Consider the following 23508-nt stretch of genomic DNA (forward strand, 5'->3'; position numbering starts at 1 on the left):
TGTTATGAAAGATATATTCGATCTCTCCGGCATCAATGATTTTTCCAAAGAAATTTTTGAAACGCTCTTTCAAAACGAAAATGTAAAAATTGAAAGAATTGTTTCATCGGGACAGATAACTCCGGAAGGCGAATGGTACGACTCCCCTCAAAATGAATGGATAGTTCTAGTCCAGGGTGAAGCTGAGCTTACATTTGCGGACGGAGAAGTCCAAAAACTGCAAAAAGGAGCGTTTATAGCCATATCTGCGCACCGAAAACACCGCGTTACATACACTAGCACAAATCCAAAGGCCATCTGGCTTGCCGTCCATTTCTGAAAAATTCTGCAAAAAAGTATTTTTTACTAGGTTGATAAATTAATTAATATCTACTTTCTTTGTGATATTATGTCCTCCCGAGTGGATTTTTTAATCAGCAAATTAAACCTTAAGGCGCATCCTGAAGGCGGCTTTTTTAAAGAGACTTATAGATGTGAAGAGTCTGTTAAAAAAGAAAACCTACCGTCAAGATTTTCAGGCGATAGAGCGCACTGCACTTCTATTTATTTTCTTCTTACTTCCGAAAACTATTCAGCACTCCATAAAATACAATCAGATGAAATATGGCATCATTACGAAGGCGGCACGCTTGAAATTTATTCTATAGATGAAAGCGGAAAGCTTACTGTTCATGCGCTCGGAAAGAATCTCGAAAATAATGAAGAGCAGCAGGTCGTAATAAAAGCAGGGGAGTGGTTCGGTTCAAAAGTAAAAGATAAGGATTCATATGCTCTGGTTGGATGTACTGTTTCACCGGGATTTGATTTTGAAGATTTTGTTATAGGAGAAAAAGAAGATTTGTTGAAAAAGTTTCCACAGCACAAAGTAGTAATAGAAAAATTAGCACACAAAGGATTTAAATAAAGGATTTAAATAATATGGACGAATTTTTTAAAGCAGCCGTAGATGAAGCAAAGCGGGGATTAGCCGAAGGCGGAATTCCTATCGGCTCAGTGTTAGTTAAAGATGGAAAAATTATCGGTCGCGGACACAATAAACGAGTTCAGGAATCCAATCCTGTTTTCCATGCTGAAATAGATTGTCTCTTCAATGCAGGAAGAATAGGTTCATATAAAGGAACAACGTTATATTCTACATTGATGCCATGTCATCTTTGCTCCGGAGCAGTGGTTCAGTTCGGAATTAAAAAAGTTATAGTAGGGGAATCAATTACGTTTAACGGAGCAAGGGAATTTATGGAATCGCATGGAGTGGAAGTAATTGATCTTGAAGATAAAGAATGTGTAGATATGATGAATAAATTCATAGCAGAAAACCCACAATTGTGGAGTGAAGATATTGGTGAGTTGTAATTAAAAAATTGAATTGAAATTTTTCGAAGAAAAATCTGATAAATAAAATTTTATGGCTGCAGCATTATTCCCTAAAATTACACACACATCCGACTTTAAAAAACGGCGTGGACTTAACTGGCTAACACTTGGGCTTACGTATGCTACGATGTATATGGCAAGATACAACTTTGGTTTTGCCAATAAGCAGTTATCGGATACATTTGGATTTTCGAAGACACAAATCGGAACCATCATTACCGTAAGTACGCTCGTGTACGGACTTGCTGCAATTTTCAACGGACCCATTGCAGACAGATGGGGAGGCAGAAAAGCAATGCTTACAGGCGCAGTAGGCGCATGTGTTTTCAATCTTGCATTCGGTTTTGCCGCATACTTAGGATTTCTTGGAACAGGAACACTGATGCTTATGTATCTTGCAAGCACGTGGACATTAAATCAATACTTCCAGTCATACAGCGCATTAGCATTGATAAAAGTAAACGCAGGATGGTTTCACGTAAGTGAGCGCGGAGTTTTCTCTGCCATCTTTGGTTCGATAATTCAAAGCGGAAGATTTTTTGTTTACGCTTTAATGACAACAGCTTTAGTGACTGCATTACCATGGCAATGGAAATTTTTTCTTCCTGCAGTTGTTGTAGGAATTTTTGCTATACTAACTTTCTTTATAGTTAAAGATACTCCTAAAGAAGCCGGTCTCGGAGATTTCGACCCTCAGGATGCAACAAGCGGAGATACAGAAAAAATAACTTTAGGTTACGTAGCAAAAAAAGTTTTTACAAATCCTATTGCAATAACAATTGCTGCAGCAGAGTTTTGCACTGGAGTTGTTCGCAAAGGATTTGAAGAGTGGTTTCCCCGCTACATGCAGGAAGCCCAGCATTTAACTTTAGATAATCCGATCTTCCAGCGTAATGCATTCGCAATTGTTCTTGCAGGTATTGGCGGAGCTTTTATCGCAGGATTTATGTCCGATAAAGTTTTTGGTTCACGCAGACCTCCTGTAGCTTTTATAGGTTATGTTCTTCAGGTGATTTCACTTGCAGTAGTTATAATGGCGCCGAGCGTAATGGCAGTAGCAGCAGCGTTTACATTAAACTCGCTTGCAATATCAATGGTACACTCAATGCTTTCAGGAACTGCTTCGATGGATTTCGGCGGACAAAGAGCTGCGGCAACAGCAGCAGGTATGTTCGACGGAATGCAATACATAGGCGGCTCTGTGATGGGTATAGGCGCAGGATGGCTGATAGATACTTACGGATGGGGCTCATGGGGACCGAGTATGATAGTATTTTCTATTATAGGCGGTGTGCTTATGATTAAACTCTGGAATGCAAGACCTAAAGAAACAAGAGTACATTGATGTTAATAAATAAAGTCGATTAAATTTTTAATACGTTGATTTTTTTGCTCAGAATATTATATTACTAATAAATAACTTGCCCCAATGATTTAAGTTTTTTAAAAGTTAAAAAATTTTCAGGCTCCGGCAGTTTATTTTGCCGGAGCTTTTTTATTTTAATTTAATTTTACCCTATGTGGAAATCTGAAGAAGGTTCAACTGCGAGGCTCATCCAACTGTGCATCGGATATTTTATTTTTTATGTGATAACCGGTATTGCGGTAAAGTACTTTACCGAATTCCCTACACGCGATTTAGCTCCAATGAATTCAATGGAGTATCTTGTATATAATACCCTCGGCGGAAATTTTATAGCATTATTAGTTGTGTTTGGTTTGAAGTGGTATAGATTTCCTGCTGATAGACTTGTGAAAATCGGTCCCATCAGTATGCCTTATCAGTTTCTTTATATCATCCCTTCAGGTTTATGTACTGCAGTAGTTATTCCTACCACTACTTTAATGTATATGCTTCCTATATCTGTTATGGTCGCAATGGTTATTATGCGGGGCAGCGTTATTGTTATAGGAAGAGTTGTTGATGCTATTCAGATTAAACAAGGCATACTTAAAAAGAGAGTTTACTGGGAAGAGAACGTTGCAGTGCTCTTCGCTATTCTTGCAGTTGCTGTAAATCTTGTTTCATTAAAGCCGGGAAGTTTTGATTTTGTAAAGTCACCCGCGGCAGTTGGGATTTTAACTGCTTATCTCTGCGCTTATTCTTTCAGAATTTATATAATGAACTATTATAAAAATACAACCGGAAAAAATGTTAAACAGGATAACAGAAGCTTTTTTGCCATTGAGCAGATATCTGCTTCCATTTTCATGATTATGATTACGGCATTTGTTTTTTATATATTGGGACATAATACACACATTCCTGAAATTGCAGCATTCAAAACAGCAATTGATACTCCTAAACCGTTATGGTACTGGGCAACTGTATCGGGACTTGCATTCGGAATGGTAGCTTTCTTTTCAGTATTCATTTTTATGTTCAAAGGAAGAACTGCAACTTTTGCAGGACTTGTAAACAGATTAACATCACTCGTTGCCGGAACTGCAGCAACACTAGTATTCGCATTTTCATTCGGAGGAAAATATCCGACTGATGAAGACTGGATGACGCTTGGTTTTATTTTAGTAGCAGTATATTTCTTAACTAAAGCAGAAAAGAAAAGAACTAAAGAACTTCACATTGCTTAATATAGAATGAATTTTGCAGGAATAAACTTTGATAAAGAATACTGGGAAGAACGATTTGTAAAAAATGAAACGAAATGGGATATAGGTTATATATCTACTCCCCTAAAAGAGTACTTTGACCAGCTGACAAATAAAGATTTAAAGATACTCATTCCCGGAAGCGGTAACGGATATGAAGCAGAGTACTTATACAACCTTGGCTTCAAAAATATTTTTATAGTTGAATGGTCAGATACAGCCATTCAAAATTTTATTCAGCGCTTTCCGGACTTTCCTTCAGAAAATATTTTTCAGGATGATTTCTTTAATCATACCGGAAAATATGATTTAATTATCGAGCAGACTTTCTTCTGCGCGCTTCATCCTTCACAAAGAGAAAATTATGTTAAGAAAACCTTTGAATTGCTTTCAGAGAATGGCAAGTTATCAGGGTTATTATTTGGCACGGAATTCACAAATCCGGGTCCTCCTTTCGGCGGTACAAAAAATGAATACGTGAAACTATTTGAACCTTATTTCGATTTTAAATATTTTGATGATTGTTACAATTCAATTCCTCCACGTGAAGGTTCTGAATTGTTCATCAATTTAATTAAAAAAGAAAATCTTGTATGAATGTTCTCACAACTGTACTCCTTCTCATTGCTTCAAATACATTTATGAATTTTGCATGGTACGGACATCTGAAAAAAATGGATTATCCTATATGGAAGGCAGTGCTTATCAGCTGGGGGATTGCATTCTTTGAGTATTCACTGATGGTGCCGGCAAACAGACTTGGATTTCAGACTCTCTCGCTCTTTCAATTGAAAATTCTTCAGGAGATTATTACAATTTCTGTCTTTGTACTAATTGCGGTTTTATATTTTAAAGAGGATTTTAAATGGAATTACATCGTTGCGTTCGGATTTATTATCGGTGCTGTCTTCTTCGTTTTTTATGATTTTAAAACTGCTTAAATCTCATAAGTAGTAAGTTCTACTATGTAGCCGTCAGGATCTTTTGTATATATTGAATAACATATCTCATGGTCTTCAATATTATGCTCTAAGTTTTTTTCTTTATAAATTTTCTTCGCTCTCTCAAAGTTTTCTTTATCAACTCTGAAAGCAAAGTGTTTCACGTCATATTTTTCTTTCGCAGGTCCTGAATCTTCCAGTGATTCATTCGCAGGAAATATTGCAAGTCCGCTGCCGTTAGCGACCATAAATGCCGGCACTCCGTCCCACATATCTGAATGAACTCTCTCGAGTCCTATAATTTCGGAATACCACTGAATTGTTTTCTGCACGTCTTTAACTGTTATTGCAATGTGGTCAAGCCTCTGTGTTTTTATCATAAGATGTAATTTAATTTATATTTTCTAAATTAATTTCAAAACCTATTTTAAAAAAGTCATTTTCTTAAATTTTATGTGATTAAAAATAATTACTTCATTCTTACGGGCGCAATGGGAGCAGGGAAGTCTGCCGTTTTAAATGAAATTAAAAAACAAAATTATATATGCATTGATGAACCTGCAAGGATAGTTTTAAAAGAGCAGAGGGAAATTAACGGAGAAGGAGTGCCTGAAAAAAATGCTACGGTGTTTAATCAATTGATGCTGGACAAAATGATATCTCAATACAAAACGAATATTAATATAAATGAACCTGTAATTTTTGACAGAGGTATTGCAGATATTATTGCTTACTCTCAGTTATTAAATACAAACGAAGACGAAAGCACAAAATCTGCTAAGGAGTACAGATACAACAAAAATGTTTTTATGTTTAACGGCTGGAATGAAATTTATACAACGGATGATGAAAGAATTATCGGCTTTGACGAAGCTAATAATTTCGGATTAACATTGAAAAGAATTTATGAAAGTTTGGATTACCAAATAATAGAAGTGCCGTTTACCACTATAGATAAACGTGGTAAATTTATTATCAGCAAAATTAATGAAATTCTAAGATAATAAGTTAACCTTGTTATCAATTTTCCGGTTTGTAAATATTACCTGACGGATCAATATCAGGAATTAAGTCACTACCCAATTTTATCTGTGAAATATCTTTTCCTGATTCATCAATTACTTCTATTTCCTTTTCGCCCTTTTTCCATATATCCATCTTTTTTATGATCTTATCACTGCTTCCGTCAAAATAATTAATAGTGAGTTCAATCGGAAGCGGAAGTGTTCCGTTATTTTTTATAACAATAATGCTTTTTGTACTTCCTTTCTTTACTTCTTTTACAGATAAATCAGGGAAACCTTTATCGAAAAACCAGGGCTGCCAGAACCAGTTTAAATTCTCTCCCGAAGCTTCATTGAACGTGTTAAAAAAATCATAAGGAGTGGGATGCTTTCCATTCCACCTGTTCATATATTCTTTCATCAGTGAAATATATTTTTCCTTGCCGAAATAATCTCTCAGCAGATTATATATAACGGAAGATTTAAAATAAGCATTAGAAGAAAAGGCATCACCTTTCAATAAATATGCTGTTGTCATCATTGAAGCTTCCAGCTCGCTTCCTGCAAAAAACTGATATCTTGCTGTATTGGATTTTCTTTTGTTTGTATTTTCAGAAAGTCTGTCCTGCAAATCTTCAGGAATCATCTGCGCCATTCCTTCTTCCATCCAGGTATATTTCTTTTCGTTTATACCCATATAAAACGGAAAATACTGATGTGTTATTTCGTGAGTTGTAACATCTACTGCATCGTTGTACGTTCTTGATGAGCGGTCATTTACAAACATAGGAAATTCCATTCCTCCTCTTTGCTGCCCGTTGAAAATTGTAAGCGACGGGAAAGGAAAAGGAACTGCAGGGAATTCGTTTGAAAAAAATAATACTGCATCTCTGGCAATTTTATCAACTGAGTAAAAATATTTTGAATCCATATTGTAAACGGAGGAGATGAATACTCTTCTTCCCGGTTCAACTTCAGCGCTTGTTGCATCCCAAAGAGAATGGTCACTAGTAGCAAAAACAAAATCAGTTACGTTCTCTGCTTTAAATTTCCAGATGTTATATCCTGTATTCTTATTGTAATAATTTTTAGCGAGAATGTTGTTGGAATCAATTAGGTTAATAATATTATCTGATTTTTTTGCTTCGTTCATTTTATTTAAAACAGAGCTGCTTAAAACCTCTTCGGGATTTTGCAGCATGCCTGTTCCCCAGACATTAAAATCATATGGGACTTTTATTTCAACGTCATAATTATTGAAGTCATTATAAAATTCTGTATTTCCGTTGTATAGCAGTTCATCCCAACCGCTTATATCGTCGTAAACTGCAATCTGAGGATACCAGTAAGCAATCATAAATGTTGTAGAATCCTTTGTACCCATACGAATACTTGTCCCGTTTGGAATAGTAAAGCTCCAGTCAGCATTAACCTGCACTGAACTGTACGGCAGCACAGGATTATCTAAACTTATAACCATCAGTGTTTCAAATCTTGAAATACTTTTCTCAGGTATGGATTTGTTATCTATCTTAATTGAGTGCAGCAAAACTCCGTCCGTTAGTTCTTTTGCGGGAACTGACCTGTCCCTGCTCGTATTTGGCTTATACAAGTCCTGATACATTCTGAAATATATTCTCTTTAACGTGTCCGGCGAATTATTCTGATAATAAATCGTCTCTTTGCCTTTTACATTTCTTGTCTTAGGTTCAACTTCTACTGAAATTTTATAATCTGATTTATTCTGCCAGTAATTTGCTCCCGGTCTGCCGTCAGATGAACGAGTGTTCTTTTCATGCGCGATAATGAATTCCTTCGGCATGTAAAGATTTGACTGAGCGTTAATTTCTCCTATGAACAGGATGATAAAGAGGGGTACAAGACCAGAGATGCAGATTGAGAAATATTTCATCAATAAATAAATTAAAAATTTAAGAGTAGTGAGCTATCGCCGTAGCTGAGAAATCTGAAATCATTTTTCATGGCGTAATCATAAATATCTTTCCATTTTCCTTTTGTAAATGCAGCTATTAATAAAAGCAGAGTGCTTTTCGGCTGGTGGAAGTTTGTTATAAGCCCGTTGATTATTTTAAAATCATATCCCGGAGTAATGATAATTTCCGTTTCACACTCAAGCGTATCTATTTCATTGAAGTTCATATAATCTGCAAGTGAACGCATTGCATCTTCCATTGTATATTTTCTTGCATCTTTGTTTTCATAAGCTTCCCATTGAGAGATTCTCAGATTATTTATCTGCACGCTTGAGTTTTCAATCAGCTTTATTCCAAGCCAGAATAAAGATTCAATTGTTCTTGCTGATGTTGTTCCTGCAGCAATAATTTTTTTATCACCTTTATTTAATAATTTTTCTATCAGTCCTCTGCTTACAAAGAATTTTTCTCCATGCATATTGTGCTCGCCTATTTTCTCACCCTTAACAGGCTGAAATGTCCCTGCGCCTACATGCAGTGTTACAAATTCTTCATCAACTCCTTTTGCTTTTAATTCGTCAAGTACTTCCTGTGTGAAATGAAGTCCTGCAGTAGGGGCGGCAACGGAGCCCTCCATGTTCGCATAAACCGTCTGATATCGTTCTGCATCTGACCTTTGATCTGCTCTTTTAATATAGGGAGGAAGCGGAATGTGCCCCACTCTCATTAATACTTCACTGAAAGTAAGCTCTATCGGATTCCATTCAAATTCAATTTCGTACACTCCGTTTGCGGGAGCGGATTTTTTTACGCGGAGCTCTACAACTTTTCCTTTTGTAAAAAAATTCTGAATGATTACATCTTCTTTCCATTTCTTTGCATTTCCAACCATGCAAAGCCACTTGCATTTTTTAGTTGCGGCGAATGCCATCTGGAATTCGCGCGATGGCTGCAGCGGCTCAAGACAGAAAATTTCTATCTTATGTCCTGCAGAGTCTTCAATTAATATTCTTGCCTTAACAACTTTTGAATCGTTGAAAATTAAAATTGTATCTTCAGGAATAAATTGTGAAATATTTTTGAAAACGGATTCTTCTATTTTTTCATTTCTGTAAACTAAAAGCTTCGATTCATCTCTTTGCGGTAAAGGATAGCTTGCAATTCTTTCAACAGGTAAGTCGTAATCGTAATCTTTTATTTCAATCTCTTTTGGGTTAATCAGCTTTTTTTCCAATTCTCGTTAGTTCTCCTTAAAATAATTATAGTTGTTAGTGAAAGCATTAAGCCGAATAAAATTCTCATGTGAGTTGCCTCAACGCCGTAAGCGAAAAATATTTCATCAGCCATTATAAATCCTGCAAATAAAATTAAGCCGACAGCATGCGCTTTATAAATATTGCCGTCATCTGTTGTAAGTAAAGATTTCCAGAATAATATAGATGCAGTTAATTCCAGAAGAATCACTCCGCAGAATAGGAATGCATTGAATCCTGCCGGAACGCTCATTTTAGCAGTTGTCTGGAGAATCATTTCAAAGTTGCCGGATGAAAATTTCCAGTCCTTTGAAAGCACACCCATCGCTTTAAGTCCGTCCAGAATGTTCGTCAAAGTTACAATACTGAAATAACAGCTCCAGAATCCAAGAATAATTTTTTGAACAGTTATGCCCGTTACTTTCATACTTAAATTTTATCCAAAATATGGTTTTTTAACACAACTTAATACGGAAATGAGAGGGAAAAATAAGCATAGTACCGGCGCTACAAAAGCAGTTTTGATACTAATAATGGTCTGAAATTTCTTTCTTCAAAAATCATCATAACTACTGTAAATACAGCATATATTCATTTGGCACAGCTATTGAATAAGAGTGCGTCACTAACTAATAATTAACCAAAAACCATGACAACATTTAACTCATTTATTAAAAGAATCATTCAGATTGCTCTGATGACGCTTTTAGGAATCAACCTTGCATCCGCGCAGCCAAGAGGTATCAGCGTATGCCAGGTGCAATCAGTTGCAGATGTTCTGCCAATTCACTTTACAAGTCCTTATCCTCCGTTTTTAACACAGTATGATAATGTAGGAACATTCAATGCTACAATTGACGGACATGCAACAAAGATGTACTGTATAGATATACAAAACAATCTGGTATTCAACGAAGTTTACAACGATTCCGGATATACTGCTAACAAAATTACTTATGTACTAAATAATTATTACCCTTATAAAACTTTGCCTTATTCTGGTTCATTAAATACTCCATCAAAAGAAGCAGCTGCAGTGCAGTTTGCAATCTGGCATTACAGTGACGGTGTAGATGTGAACACAAGTGATAACGCAGAAGTTAAAGCACGCGCATTGCAGATTATTGCAGATGCAGATGCAAACGGCGCAAGCACGCTTCCTGTAAAAACTTTACAAATTGTCCCCGTAAGTATGTTACACAATCCTTCAGTGAAGGATACAATACAAATTAAAACTCTTAATGAACTCGGCGTTGGCGTAAGCGGAATTAACGTTACTCTTACAACAACATCAGGAACACTCGGAAGTTTAACAACCACAACCGGCGCAGGCGGACTTTCCCCGAAGATTACCATACAAAAAGGCGCTTCATTAACAGCAACAATTACTGCTCAGGCAAGCATAGTTATTCCGCAAGGAACAAGATACGTTCATTTAGGCAGCCCGACAACAAAACAGAAACTTGTTATCGCAACACCTACCTACGGAAATAAGAAAGACCAGTTTACATGTTCATGGGATTCAACATCATCCGGCAATTCAGGCGGTGTAGAATCTTCATATGACTTAGCTTCAGCATTATTCACAAGACACAATAAGATTATGAACGGCGAAACAAGTGTGATGGTTTCCAATCAATCAGACTTCTTCCCGTTAACTCATACACTTGAAGAGATTACACCAACTGCAGGACCTTACACAACAGTAAGATTTACAACGACACCTTTTGATATCTTAGGAATTTCAAATGCTACATCAGCTTTCGCAGCAGATTATAAAGTAAATAGCAGCTCAACAAGAATCGCTACAATTTTTTCAACAACAACAAATGCTCCGAATATTTATTCACATACAAAATCAGTCTGCGACAGACTTGCTAACTGTAATATTGAAAATCTTGAAAGAACATTAATTGATAACCATGAATTCTACTCAGCAAAAATTGTAAACCCAACAAAAGGATATACAGATTACTCAGTAGTATTCAGTGTATATGAAATGCCAAACGGATTTATAGTAGATAACAAATGGACAATCCCTGAATATACAGTTCCTGCCGGAGCAACAAACGTTTACAACTTCCAGGTATGGGGCGCAGATTTCGGTGCAACATCAATTTTAGTAAAAAAGATATTAGATAAATTCGCAACATTCGGAACAGTTTCTTATCAGCAGACACAATTAAAATACCCTGACGTTTACATGAAGTCAGCAAGATATACAAATGACGGAAAGATAAAAATTAAATTCATCAACACAACAGGTGTAAACCAGACAGTACCGGTATCTTATTTATACACACCGCAGACCGGTATGTCATCACAGACATTAAATCAAAGTGTTAACGTTCCTAACGGTGAGTTTGAATACAATACAAATATCGGAATTATGGCAGGTGCTTCATTAAGCTTAACATGCGCCAACGGATTCAAAGATGCAGCATTCATAGGCGGCGGAGTTTACGGTTCATATGCAGGTCCTTCAAGCACAATAACACAGTTTTCAAATGTAGTAACAAGTGGTAACCCTACTGCACCGGCTAACTCATTAATATTCCCGGGCGGCGCAAGATTAAAAGGTAACCTTGGCGATAAAGTATATATCGGACGTTCATTAGACGGTTCATATGAAGGAATTAACTTAACAAATTTCTCTAAATTGAAATTCGAAGCATTCGGTTCAGGCACAATGAGTGTTTACTTAGAAGTAAAATCAGGAAACAATGTTTACTATCCTTTTGTAAACGTTCCATTAACTTCAACAGTAACAACAAGAGAAATCGTTTTGAGCACATTCTTAGTAAACGGTCAGCCGGTGGATTTAAACAACGTATCAATGGTTTACTTCCAGTTGACAAAATCGCTTAATCCTTCTTTATCAAGCTATGACTATACAGTTCAGAATGCAGTGATGATTTCAAACTCAGTAGGAATAAACACAAACAGCACAGATGTAAAAGATTACGCACTTGACCAGAATTATCCAAATCCTTTCAATCCTGTAACAAAGATTGCCTTCTCTATTCCAAAACAAGGTAACGTTACTTTGAAAGTATATAACATGCTCGGTAAAGAAGTAGCATCTCTTGTAAACGGATTCAGAAACGTCGGTAACTACGAAGTAAACTTTGACGGAGCAAATATGGCAAGCGGAGTATACTTCTACAAACTTGAAGCAGAAGGCTTCTCAGATGTAAAACGAATGATGTTAGTAAAATAATTTAGCAACATAGGAGGCGTTTGCCCTTAAGAGCAGCGCCTCCGATTTTTTAAAAGAAAACTCCAAACCCCCTAAAACAAAATGAGAAGAATTATGAAATCCCTAAACACTCTTGAAAAGCTCTCTCACAAATTAACAGAGAAGCTTTTAGCAAACACAAAAGTTGAAACACAGATTAAGTTAGCAAAAGTAGTACTCCCTCATTATTACGGTAAAGGTATAATAGGCAGGAGCAAAAACTACTGAAGGAAAGTCAGAAAATAAAATTATTAATTACTCATTATTAATTATTAGTTGAAATAGAGTGGTTAATTAGTCAAACAAAGCGGGCAGGGGATTCATGGTTTCCCCTCCCGCTTTTTTGATATAGAAAAAATGTAACCCTCCCCTTACTAAGGGGAGGGCAGGGTGGGGTTAAAGGGAAGAGCTGACAAACTTTGCTCTTATCCTTAACCTCCCCTAAATCCCCTCCTTAGTAAGGAGGGGTTTTTATTAAAAATTTTTTAAATCCAATCTCCCAATCCCTCCGTATTTTATTTTGAAAATGAAAAACACTAATTAACCAAAATAAAATACACAAATGAAAAACATCTTAATCGCACTTGCACTTATGCTTACATTAAGTGCAGGATCAACATTCTCATTCGCTCAGGAAAATCCAATGGTAGGCGGAGAAATGATGTACAAATCAAAAAACATCGTTGAAAATGCAGTGAAATCCAAAGACCACACAACTTTAGTTGCTGCAGTACAGGCAGCGGGACTTGTAGAAACACTTCAAAGCGCAGGACCGTTCACAGTGTTTGCTCCCGTAAATTCTGCATTCGATATGCTTCCTGCAGGAACAGTTGAAACACTTTTAAAACCTGAAAATAAGGACATGCTTGTTAAAATTTTAACATATCATGTTATCGCAGGAAAATATGACTCAAAGAAACTAATGGATGAAATAATGGCAGGTAACGGTAAGGCTACTTTAAAAACAGTTGCAGGCGGAAACTTAATGTTCTCTATGGATAAAGATAACAAAATCTGGGTATGGGATGAAAAAGGAAACTCAGCTATGATTACAATTGCTGATGTATATCAGTCAAACGGAGTTATAATGGTTGTCGATAAAGTCTTAATGCCAATGTAATTTTAGTTTTAAAAATGGGGGAGCGGTATATTAGTAGTAAGAAACAAGGAGAAACAAAAAAGCGGAATTGAGTTTTTATCTCACTTCCGCTTTTCTTTTTAAAAATATTTCAAAAATCTATTTTGGCGGTTCAGGTTCTTTCCCGGGGTCTTGCTTATTATTTTCCTGTTGTTTTTTAAATTCCTCTTCCTGACTTTTCTTTGCATCATCTTGCAGTATTTTCAAAATTTCATCAGGTGTTTTATCTTTTAACAAATCATCAAGTTCCTGTTCTTTTGTATCGGTACCGGTTGGATTTTCTATTTTTTGGTTTAAAGTATCAGCAGGCATTCTTACTGATAAGGAATCCATTGCTATAGGATTACCATTGGAATCAAGCAACGTTTTCGTCTTTAGTGAATCTTCCGGTTTGTAGTCAAGTATTGCAAGCTTTTCGGTTATCTTCTGCGAATATTCTGAATTCGGATATTTTTCTTTTAGCGCTCTGTAATAATAAATCACGCTGTCCTTGTTCCTGTAAACATTTTCATATATCCAGCCTAATGTATAGTATGTCTTAGGAAGTAACTCGCTGCCGGGATATTTATCTTTTAAATTTGTGAGTATTGTTACGGCATCTCTGCTTGAACCCGCCAGAAGTCTTTTCTCTGCATCTTTGTACAGCTCTTTTACGGTTTCCTCTTCAAGCTCGATAGTTGTAACACCTAAAATCTTTCTAGATTCATTTGCGAAAATTGTATTCGGATATTTTTGTATTATTTCCCTGTAGAGTTCGTTCGCTTTATCCGGCTGATTATTGTTTGCGTAAATAGTAGCGAGCGTGTACATAGTTCTTGATGTTTTATCTTCCTCCTGAAATTTATCCAGTATTACATTCAGGTAATGAACGGAAGAATCTACGCTTTTTAAATCATATAAAAATAATTCGGCAAGCTCATAGTAATTATTAAATTTTTCATCGTTAGCTCTTCTTATTCCGGCTGTATCTATAGCTGAAGTTATAAGAGTATCCTGTACCTTTACAGAATCTTCCGATTTTATATTGGGTACATTGGTTTCCTTTTTCTTCTTCTTACGTTCTTCTTTTTCCTTAATTGTATCAGATACATTATTGAAATCAGATTCATAGCTGCGCATACCTGAACCCTTTCCGTTCTCTCTGCCGTTGGGATTATTAGGGTCATTTCCGGGGTTATTAGGCAGGTTGGTTTTTATACCTTTCTCCTCATTTCGGATAACCCTTCTTTTTTCAAGCTCCTTGTTTTCAGTCGGTATGACAACTTTATTCGCAGTATCAATTTTTTCCTGCAATGCAAAGTACCGTGTATAAACATCATATTTTTTTTTGCTCAATGCAGAATAATCCGATGAAGCGTTTTCTTCCGTAGATTTTTTATAATTTACAAGTGCCTTAAGATAATTATTCTCCACAGTTTCATAATGTCTTGCAAGATAGTAATAAGCATCACTTGCAGCTAAAGATGAAGGATAATCAATTATAACATCGAAGTAACCGGATATAGCATCTTTATATTTTTTCTGGTCGTATAAATTATTGGCAAGTTCAAGTTCAGCAAGCTGTTTGTATTCAGGAACTTCTCTGTATTTTCTTCTTAGATTATCAAGCTCATCGTTGGCTTTGGAGTATTGTTTTTCAATATCGAGCGATTTGGCATAATTAAGCCTTGCATAAAATGATAAATCAAAATCAGAAGAGTAATCAAGAACATTCTGAAATTCTTTTGCGGCTTTTGTTGGCTGGTATAGTGAAAATATTCTTGCAAGTATAAACTGATTAACTGCTTTATTATCTTTATCACCCGAGAGTTCTATTGACTGTCTGAAATAATCTACTGCATCTTTATAATTTTTCTTTACAAAGGCATTGATGCCCAGCTCGCCGGCAGCGCCTGAACGGACTTCTTTATCTTTAGCATTTTTAACAAGGTTCTTTAATATTATTGATGCTTCATCGGTTTTTCCAAGCTTCATCTTTGTTACGCCAAGATAATACATTGCTTCATCATACAGCTTGCTTGCAGAAAGATTTGTAAGGAACTCGTTGAATTTTCTTTCTGCCTGCAGATAATCTCCCAGATAAAAATATGATTTACCTATGAGAAGCACTGCATCATCCAAGTATTTACTGTTCTTATGAATCTGGATAACTTTTGATGCCCTTTCAATAACTTTAGTCAGCTTTTCTTTTATTTCATTGCTGATTGCAGGAGTTATGTTCAGTGAGTCAAGTCTTTTATTGAATGATGCTACTGTTGATGTCCTGTAAAGATTATATGCATCTTCAAAATCTGCAGATGCCATAAAGTATGTATTGAAGTATGTGGAAAAGTTTTCATTCCTGTTCCCCATGAACATAAACGAAACGTAATCCTGATAATCCTCATCTAAAGAAATATCGTAATTCGGTTGAGGGTCTTCTTCGTCTGCAGTAGGAGTTTTTTCGAAAGTACGCTGAGTTGTATAGTTACATCCGCCGATAAATATTCCTGCGAACATAAAAATTATTATCGATAGCTTAAAGTATCTCAAAATGTAAAATAATTTATAGAAAAGGTATAGTATCTCCGATATGATATATTATTATATATTTAATGTAAGAAAGTGCCTAAAGGTTCCTTTTAAAATATTTGTAAAATGAGTTTTATTCAAGGCATTTGAAAGTAGAAAGAGGAATATTTGGAATACTTTCGTTCTTAATTAATTAAATAAGTAATATTTGGAACTTTATTTATTTTAAAAGATATAATCACTATTATAATCAACTAAAATATTTATATATGAAATCAAGTATTCTCTGGCGATTTTTTCTTTGTGCAGCAATATTATTATCAGTTAATTTTTCTTTGAATGCTCAATGGATAAAACAGCAGGTTCAGGGTGTAGATTCATCGGGCTTCGGGCAGGAATCTTTCTCTGCCTATACTTTAAAATTTGCTGATGCAAATACAGGTTATATCGGAGGAACTAACTATAATTATCAAAATTCGGGCTCTATATATAAAACCATAAACGGTGGGGTCAACTGGAACCGGCTCACACTTAATACTGCTTTTAATGTGCAGCAGTTAGAAGTTATCAATCCTCTTATAGTATATGCTGCATGCGACTCAGGGCAGGTAATCAGAACAATAACCGGAGGACTTTCCTGGACGACTCTTAATACACCTCCATTGCCGAGTACACTCATTCGGTGGAGAATAAGTTTTATCAATTCTCTTACAGGATGGATTACTACAGATAATCCTGCAGCTACTAATAAAACGTATCAGACCACAAACGGCGGTACATCTTGGGCAATCGTAAATTCTTCCACTGGTTTTACGAAAATAAATTTTCAATCCGCAACAAAAGGAGTGGGAATTAACAGCAACGGATTTTTTGTGACGACTAATTCAGGCACTAATTGGACTAACACATTGACTGATTCGCTTCTTTCTGAATTTTATTTTTTAAATAGTAATACAGGATGGTTGTTTAGTAGAAAATCTGCAGCATCATCAATAAAAGGTAAAAGCTGGAAGACTACAAACAGCGGACAGAACTGGACTCTATTATACTCTAATGATTCGGGCAGCCGCGCTCCTAAAGATGTGATATTTTTTGATGAGCAAACAGGTTATGCAAATTATTATATCAATAAATCAGGAATTATAAAAACAACTAATGGAGGAGTAAACTGGTTTAACCCTACAGATTTCAGATTAGTAACTTCCGCCAATTATTACGCCGGTCCTATGACTTTTATCAATAATTCTACAGGATGGTATGGAACAGCAGACGATTTTTTATATAAAACAACCACCGGTCCGGGTAATCTTGTAAATCCTTTTTTTGCCGATTACATAAAGATTCAAAACTCTAACAATATTAGCAGCTATACAGATTCGCGTGGCAGTCTTACGGCGCCATCGCCGCTGGGATCAAATCTTCCCGGATTTGAATATCCAAAGGGAAGCAATAATTATTGTTTGTTCAATTCAACATTTGCTTTAAGTGCTGTTGTCAACGGAGATACTTTAGTAAGCCAAAGTTACAATGGCTCTGATTTCCGTGCCGGTCAATTTATAGGAGGAAATGAGGTAGGAAGCAGACTTGGTGAATACGGACTTTACCAGATAAAAACCGGAGATGGAAGCGGTGTACCTGACTATGACCATTGGCCTGTATCTCAGGGTGCTCCTGTATCGGGAAGTCTACCTCAGCTGACAGGCAATCAATCATCATTTGTAACTCTTACAGATATGACAAGAACAGGACTTACCGGTGAAACTGCGCCTTTGAAAGCTGAAGTAAAAATATATCAATATTCTTTTAATGATGATTTAAGAAAAGATGCAATCTATTACAAAATTAGTATCACAAATAAAAACACTGCAGATTGGAACAACGCATATTTTTCATTTCTTGTTGATACTGATATTGGCACAGCAACTGATGATAGAATGGGCTGCGATAGTGCATTAGGTCTGGGTTATGGCTACAACGGAGTTGCTACAGACCCGGGTTACGGTTCAACGCCGCCAGCGGTAGGATATAAATTTGTTTCAAGTACCAACGGATTTATTTTAAACTCATGTGTACCTTTCTATAATGTAGGCAGCGCTCCGCCTCCATGTTTGGGAGATCCATACACACCTCATGATTTCAGAAATTATCAGAAAGCTTTAGATAAATGCGGAGAACCTTTTACGTATAACGGCTTACCCAGAAATTTTATTTTTAACGGCGACCCGCAAACAGGAACCGGCTGGCTTTCAAATGTAAATGCTGACGCAAGATTTTTTATGACTCTGGGCCCCGCCAATTTAGCTGCGGGAGAAACCGCAACAATCATAGTTGCAGCAATAGCAGCTCGCGGAACGGGATATCTTAACAGCGTGACAAAATTAAAACAATACGCAGCAACATTACCATTGGATGTGCAGACAGTGAGTTCAGTTGTACCAAAGGAATTTAAGCTGAATCAGAACTATCCGAACCCGTTTAATCCCGTTACAAAAATTTCTTACTCAGTCCCGAAAGCTTCATTCATGGAACTGAATGTATATGATATAAGCGGAAGACTTGTGAAGAATTTATTTTCAGGAAATAGTCAGGCAGGAAATTACGAAGTTCATTTCAACGGCGAGTCACTTGCCTCAGGAATTTATATATGTAGAATGAATTCAGAAAACTATACCAATGCAATAAAAATGATTTTGGTTAAGTAAGCACACAGTACCCCCTCCTTTATAAGGAGGGGGCAGGGGGAGGTAAATTATTACCCTTCTTTTTTTTGTAAGTTTAATCAAAACAATTTTTCAGAAATCTCCCTCGATTTAAAATCGACGGAGATTTTTTTTTTATACAAAAAATTCCCTGCTCAAAAAACGGTTGTCTTCCAAATTCAATTGAAGTAATTTTTACAACTTTAGTTAATCACAACCGTAATATTCCGTATGGAAACAGAAAACAAATCAGTTCAAATAATAGATTACAATCCCTCGCATCATGAAGCATTCCGGAAAATAAACATCGACTGGATTAAAGATAAATTTGTAGTTGAAGATGTGGATGAAGAAGTTTTAGGAAATCCTGATAAATACATCCTGAGCGGCGGCGGACGTATACTAATGGCAGAGTGTGAAGGAAAACTTGTAGGCACATGCGCATTGATTAACGAGGGAGATAATGTATATGAACTTACGAAAATGGGAGTTGATAAGACCTGCCGCGGATTGAAAATAGGCCAGCTGCTTGGTGAAGCAACCTTGCAGAAAGCAAAAGAACTCGGAGCAGTAAAAGTAATTTTGTTTTCTAATACCAAAGGCTCTGAAAATGCAATCAGTCTTTACAGAAAACTCGGCTTCAAAGAAATTCCATTAGATCACGCTGCATATGCGCGGGCAGATATAAAAATGGAGATAGTGTTTTAGAAATAACCTGACAGTTCGCCGCGGCGAATTAATCCTGTCAGGTTAAAAGCGTTTGAAACTCTGTTTTTATATAATTAATTTTATGCTATGGAAAACAGATTAAGTCAGATAAAAAACAGAATAGACCTATATTCTAAAAAGTACAACTCTACCTTTGAAGAATTCGAACAGAAGATTAAGAAATCAGCAAAAGAAAATTTTGAAGAATGGGATGATTATATGGAATGGAATGCACTACAAAAATTCTTTCAAGATATAGAAAAGAGTTTTAAAAATAGCTAAGTGAATAAAATGAATGAAAAATTAATTTACATATTCACTTTTTTTATTTTGATTCTATTTCAAAATGGTTTTTCACAGGACTCAATAGTTCCTAAAAGTTTTTATTACACACAATTCAACTCAGAGCAAGATATTAAGATTTTACAAGACTCGTTAAACTTTAAAGGATATATAGTTTTCAAACTTTCTCAATCTTCTAAAGACACAAATACAATCGTTGTTTCAATTTATTTTATTAATGAAATATCTCAGATTGAAAATTTAGGTAATGGTTTTTACTTCTCAAGCTTTAATTATTACGTTTATTCGGATTCATATTGGTCAGTAAATCCAAAAGAGAAGTATTTTGAACTAGTTAACAGTGGACGCGAAAATAGTTTAGAAGATAGCGTAAAATATTTTGATAGAATTGATAAAATGAAAATTAACTGTAGTCTATTTGAAGGTGCAACGCCATGGAGATTTAGAAGTAATTTGAGCAATAATTATTTTATCTTTAAAACGAATCTTGATGGTATTTTAATTAAGGATAAAATAAAATATAAACATCACGGTAAGGTTAAAAAAGTAAAAGTACTAATACCATTTATTAGATACTTACCTCTTTTTAAAGTCCGAGATTCCGAAATTAGTAATTATCATTTTCTGGGCAAAAGTAAATTTACTCTGTGTAAGTAATCATCATTTATAGATAATACAATTTCTCCAATAAAAAAATCCCTTCAAGATTTCACCTGAAGGGATTTTGTATTTATTAAAGCGAATTAATTTTTTGAATTTGATTATGCCTTTGGCGCTTCAGCCGGAACTTCCGGTGCAGCTGGGGCAGTCGGGTCAATTATTACCGGAGGATGATTTGCTTCCGGAACGTCTTCACCGATTATATCTTCAATCTTGAAATCAATTTGTTCTGCTTCATATGTTCTTGTCTTATCTGCAATATCTTTCGCTGCAAATTTCTTCGGAATGTTGAACTTTGTAACGTATGCATCAATTTCGTCCTGCTCTTTATCTTTTAAGTAATCGATTACCGAAAGAACGATTTTTTTATTGTTCTTATCTACATCGATAACTTTTGCTTTAAGAGTTTCGCCTGCTTTGAAAAGCTCTGCAAAGTTTCTGATATTATTTGCAGCTAACTGTGATGCAGGGATGAATGAATCAACTTCGTTCGGAAGCTCAACAATCAATCCTTTATCGATAGCTTTAATAATTTTTGCATCTGCTTCTGTACCTACTTTATAAGTATCGGCAAGTGTTTCCCATGGATTTTCAAACAACTGTTTTCTTCCAAGAGAAATTCTCTGGTTAGCAACATCAACACCTAAGATAACAACTTCTATTTCATCGCCCACTTTGTAGTGTTCGTTTATATCGAATATTTTCTTTGTCCATGATAAGTCAGAGATGTGAACTAATCCGTCAACGCCTTCTTCAAGCTCAACAAATACGCCGAAGCCTGTGATGTTGCAGATCTTTCCTTTGTGCTTTGTGCCGACAGGGAATCTTTCAAGCAATGACTGCCATGGATTAGGTGTTAATTGTTTAATACCTAATGAAAGTTTTCTGTTCTCTGAATCTATTGTTAAGATTTGCGCTTCAACAACCTGTCCCATGTTTACACATTGGGTTGGGTTAGTTACGTGCTGTGTCCAGCTCATTTCACTGATGTGGATTAAGCCTTCGATACCTTTTTCAATTTCAATAAAGGCGCCGTAGTCAGTCAATGATACAACTTTACCTGATACTTTATCGCCGATCTTGTATTTATCTTTTACAGAGTCCCATGGATGAGCCATTAACTGTTTCAGGCCAAGGTATACTCTTTGTTTTTCTTTATCGAACTCAAGTACATATACTTCGATATCCTGGTCAAGTTTGACAACATCTGTAGGATGTGTGATTCTTCCCCATGATAAGTCTGTGATATGAATCAAACCGTCAAGACCGCCTAAGTCAACGAATACACCGAAGTCTGTAATAGCTTTTACAGTTGCTTTCAGCTTCATTCCTTTTTCGATTGTCTTCAACAGTTCTTCTCTTTGTCCGGCCATACCTTCTTCGATAATGACCTTATGAGAGATGATAATATTTTCGTTAAGGTTGTTAACTTTGATAACTTTGAATTCCATTATTTTACCAATGTATTCATCGTAATCTCTGATTGGCTTTGTATCGATTTGTGAACCAGGCAAGAATGCTGAAAGTCCGCTAAGATCTACTACGAAACCACCTTTAATTCTTCTTACGCATCTTCCCTTAACAATTGTACCGTTCTTCCATGAGTCAACAATTCTATCCCACATCTTAATGGAATCAGCTTTCTTTTTGGAAAGCACTAATTGACCTTCTTTATCTTCAATCTTCTCTAAGAAAACTTCAATATCGTTACCGACAATGATTTCGCTCGGGTCAGAGAATTCATTTACAGAAACTCTTCCGTCTGATTTTGAACCGATGTCGATAAGAACGTCGTCGCCGCTAACAGATACAATTTTACCTGTAACAACTTCGTTTTCTTTAATTACACTGAAGGTTCTTTCGTAAAGCTTAAGCATATTTTCATACTCGGCTTCATCATAAAGATTACCTTTAATTCTTTTAACTTTAACAATCTTCGGTTTCGCTTCGAGCTCATCGGTAGCTGCGCCGTTTTTCTTGTCCTGTGTTAGTGTTTCACTCATTTAATTTTGTGTCCTTTGTTTTTTCCTTCTTGAGCTTTCGCAGAAATATTCTGCAATCCTTGTTATGGATTTTTTAAAAAGTCTCTTAAGGCTTTAGTTAATAAATCCCCGCTCTTATCCCGGGCTTTTTTTAGTATTGGGTAGTGAGTAATGTGTATTGAGTACAACACTAAAACCAATTTCTAAAACTCTTTATGTTTCTATATATGTTTCTTTTTTTGAAACTTGAAACTCGTAATTTGAAACTTACTTCGGTACTATCTTCCTGTATATACACTCAACCTGCTCTTCGATAATCATATTAGTCGTATCGACCTCTATTGCATCATCTGCTTTTCTAAGAGGGGATTCCTCTCTCTTTGTATCAATGTCATCTCGCTTGCGGAGCTCCATTACAATCTTATTCGTGGCAATTTCTAATCCTAGATCTCTGAAGTCCTGCTGCCTTCTTGCTGCTCTTGTTTTCAGGTCGCATACAAGAAAATATTTGTACTGAGCGTAAGGGAAAACAACTGTGCCGATATCTCTGCCGTCCATAACAACGCTGTTAGTCATTGCGTATTCTCTTTGCTTGGCAACGAGCATTTCTCTTACTTCCTTTATCGCGCTTATCGTGCTTACGTTCGATGTAACTTGTACGCCTCTTACCGGAGCGGAAATATCTTCTCCGTTAAGCAAAACTTTTTCATCTTCTAAAACTATATCTAATCCCTTCGTGTGCTCTATTATCGCAGCAGTATCAGTAACAGGAATTTTATTCTGAAGAACGCTGTACGTAACGGCTCTGTACATTGCGCCGCTATCTATGTATAAGTAGTTCAGTCTTTTTGCAAGAAGCTTTGCAGTTGTGCTTTTGCCTGTTCCTGAAGGACCGTCGATAGCAACAACTGTGTTTCCGTTGTAATGATTTACCGGAGGCTCGGGAGCTTTAATTTCTTCAACCTGCTCGGCTTCAGCTTCTGCGGTTGATTCATTAAAAGATTCACGAATCTCGTTTTGAATCTCTTCTTTTGGTACCTCTTTAGCTGCTTCCTGTGTATTATTATTCTGAACTTCTTTTATGGAAGTTTCTTTCGTATCCTTTTGTGTGCTCTCAGGGGTTGTAACTTTTTCAGTTACGGTTTCGCTTTTA

At 36.0% G+C, this 23508-nt stretch carries 22 protein-coding genes; 15 read left to right on the plus strand and 7 right to left on the minus strand.

Annotated features, from left to right (window positions below; translation table 11 throughout):
* Window positions 1-4 precede the first annotated feature (4 nt).
* From JST55_11450 to JST55_11480, 7 genes are all read left to right on the plus strand, one after another.
* On the plus strand, window positions 5-319 hold the full coding sequence (locus tag JST55_11450; GenBank protein ID MBS1494122.1) for a cupin domain-containing protein: 315 nt from the start codon (window positions 5-7) through the stop codon (window positions 317-319).
* A 69-nt stretch (window positions 320-388) separates the two neighbouring features.
* On the plus strand, window positions 389-904 hold the full coding sequence (locus JST55_11455) for a cupin domain-containing protein (protein MBS1494123.1): 516 nt from the start codon (window positions 389-391) through the stop codon (window positions 902-904).
* A gap of 14 nt (window positions 905-918) precedes the next feature.
* On the plus strand, window positions 919-1353 hold the full coding sequence (locus JST55_11460) for a nucleoside deaminase (GenBank protein ID MBS1494124.1): 435 nt from the start codon (window positions 919-921) through the stop codon (window positions 1351-1353).
* 52 nt (window positions 1354-1405) lie between these two features.
* Window positions 1406-2719: an MFS transporter gene (locus tag JST55_11465; GenBank protein MBS1494125.1), complete on the plus strand. Its 1314-nt coding sequence runs from the start codon at window positions 1406-1408 to the stop codon at window positions 2717-2719.
* Between the two features lie 173 nt (window positions 2720-2892).
* Entirely contained in the window at window positions 2893-3966 is a 1074-nt protein-coding gene (locus JST55_11470; protein ID MBS1494126.1) for a hypothetical protein, read from the plus strand.
* 6 nt (window positions 3967-3972) lie between these two features.
* Window positions 3973-4581 carry an SAM-dependent methyltransferase gene (locus JST55_11475; protein ID MBS1494127.1) on the plus strand — a complete coding sequence of 203 codons (609 nt, stop codon included), beginning with the start codon at window positions 3973-3975 and terminating at the stop codon, window positions 4579-4581.
* Window positions 4578-4925 carry a DMT family protein gene (locus tag JST55_11480; protein ID MBS1494128.1) on the plus strand — a complete coding sequence of 116 codons (348 nt, stop codon included), beginning with the start codon at window positions 4578-4580 and terminating at the stop codon, window positions 4923-4925. The genes JST55_11475 and JST55_11480 overlap by 4 nt, the downstream gene beginning before the upstream one ends.
* Here the strand turns inward: JST55_11480 and JST55_11485 are convergent.
* Complete coding sequence (locus JST55_11485) at window positions 4922-5305, minus strand: VOC family protein (protein ID MBS1494129.1); 384 nt, start codon at window positions 5303-5305, stop codon at window positions 4922-4924. The genes JST55_11480 and JST55_11485 overlap by 4 nt on opposite strands.
* 75 nt (window positions 5306-5380) lie before the next feature.
* Between JST55_11485 and JST55_11490 the strand changes: the two genes are divergently transcribed.
* Complete coding sequence (locus tag JST55_11490) at window positions 5381-5929, plus strand: AAA family ATPase (GenBank protein ID MBS1494130.1); 549 nt, start codon at window positions 5381-5383, stop codon at window positions 5927-5929.
* Window positions 5930-5945: 16 nt separating this feature from the next.
* On the opposite strand, the gene JST55_11495 is transcribed toward JST55_11490, so the two are convergent.
* The 3 genes from JST55_11495 to JST55_11505 are packed head-to-tail and all read right to left on the minus strand — an operon-like array spanning window position 5946 to window position 9543.
* Window positions 5946-7841: a M1 family metallopeptidase gene (locus tag JST55_11495; GenBank protein MBS1494131.1), complete on the minus strand. Its 1896-nt coding sequence runs from the start codon at window positions 7839-7841 to the stop codon at window positions 5946-5948.
* A gap of 11 nt (window positions 7842-7852) precedes the next feature.
* Complete coding sequence (locus tag JST55_11500; protein ID MBS1494132.1) at window positions 7853-9082, minus strand: S-adenosylmethionine:tRNA ribosyltransferase-isomerase; 1230 nt, start codon at window positions 9080-9082, stop codon at window positions 7853-7855.
* Window positions 9082-9543, minus strand: coding sequence for a hypothetical protein (locus JST55_11505; protein MBS1494133.1), 462 nt, complete (start codon window positions 9541-9543; stop codon window positions 9082-9084). Before JST55_11505 ends, JST55_11500 begins: the two co-directional genes overlap by 1 nt.
* Before the next feature lie 222 nt (window positions 9544-9765).
* On the opposite strand from JST55_11505, the gene JST55_11510 reads away from it, so the two are divergent.
* The 3 genes from JST55_11510 (at window position 9766) to JST55_11520 (ending at window position 13474) form a co-directional block, all read left to right on the plus strand.
* A complete protein-coding gene (locus JST55_11510) occupies window positions 9766-12336 on the plus strand; it encodes a Cys-Gln thioester bond-forming surface protein (protein ID MBS1494134.1) in 2571 nt (856 codons plus the stop codon).
* A 93-nt stretch (window positions 12337-12429) separates the two neighbouring features.
* Window positions 12430-12582, plus strand: a complete 153-nt coding sequence (locus JST55_11515; protein ID MBS1494135.1) for a hypothetical protein — start codon at window positions 12430-12432, stop codon at window positions 12580-12582.
* A 334-nt stretch (window positions 12583-12916) separates the two neighbouring features.
* Window positions 12917-13474 carry a fasciclin domain-containing protein gene (locus tag JST55_11520; protein ID MBS1494136.1) on the plus strand — a complete coding sequence of 186 codons (558 nt, stop codon included), beginning with the start codon at window positions 12917-12919 and terminating at the stop codon, window positions 13472-13474.
* 117 nt (window positions 13475-13591) lie between these two features.
* Here the strand turns inward: JST55_11520 and JST55_11525 are convergent, their stop codons facing one another.
* A complete protein-coding gene (locus tag JST55_11525) occupies window positions 13592-15991 on the minus strand; it encodes a tetratricopeptide repeat protein (protein MBS1494137.1) in 2400 nt (799 codons plus the stop codon).
* 281 nt (window positions 15992-16272) lie between these two features.
* On the opposite strand from JST55_11525, the gene JST55_11530 reads away from it, so the two are divergent.
* From JST55_11530 to JST55_11545, 4 genes are all read left to right on the plus strand, one after another.
* The gene (locus JST55_11530; GenBank protein ID MBS1494138.1) at window positions 16273-18705 is read left to right on the plus strand and encodes a T9SS type A sorting domain-containing protein; all 2433 of its coding nucleotides are present in this window, start codon (window positions 16273-16275) and stop codon (window positions 18703-18705) included.
* Window positions 18706-18933: 228 nt separating this feature from the next.
* Window positions 18934-19410, plus strand: coding sequence for a GNAT family N-acetyltransferase (locus JST55_11535; GenBank protein MBS1494139.1), 477 nt, complete (start codon window positions 18934-18936; stop codon window positions 19408-19410).
* Between the two features lie 87 nt (window positions 19411-19497).
* Window positions 19498-19692: a hypothetical protein gene (locus tag JST55_11540; protein ID MBS1494140.1), complete on the plus strand. Its 195-nt coding sequence runs from the start codon at window positions 19498-19500 to the stop codon at window positions 19690-19692.
* 9 nt (window positions 19693-19701) lie between these two features.
* A complete protein-coding gene (locus JST55_11545) occupies window positions 19702-20370 on the plus strand; it encodes a hypothetical protein (protein MBS1494141.1) in 669 nt (222 codons plus the stop codon).
* 104 nt (window positions 20371-20474) lie between these two features.
* On the opposite strand, the gene rpsA is transcribed toward JST55_11545, so the two are convergent.
* Window positions 20475-22376, minus strand: a complete 1902-nt coding sequence (rpsA, locus tag JST55_11550) for a 30S ribosomal protein S1 (protein MBS1494142.1) — start codon at window positions 22374-22376, stop codon at window positions 20475-20477.
* A gap of 246 nt (window positions 22377-22622) precedes the next feature.
* Entirely contained in the window at window positions 22623-23309 is a 687-nt protein-coding gene (locus tag JST55_11555) for a (d)CMP kinase (GenBank protein MBS1494143.1), read from the minus strand.
* Window positions 23310-23508: the final 199 nt, after the last annotated feature.

The sequence above is a fragment of the Bacteroidota bacterium genome (assembly GCA_018266835.1).
Taxonomy (GTDB): domain Bacteria; phylum Bacteroidota; class Ignavibacteria; order Tepidaquicellales; family Tepidaquicellaceae; genus JAFDZO01.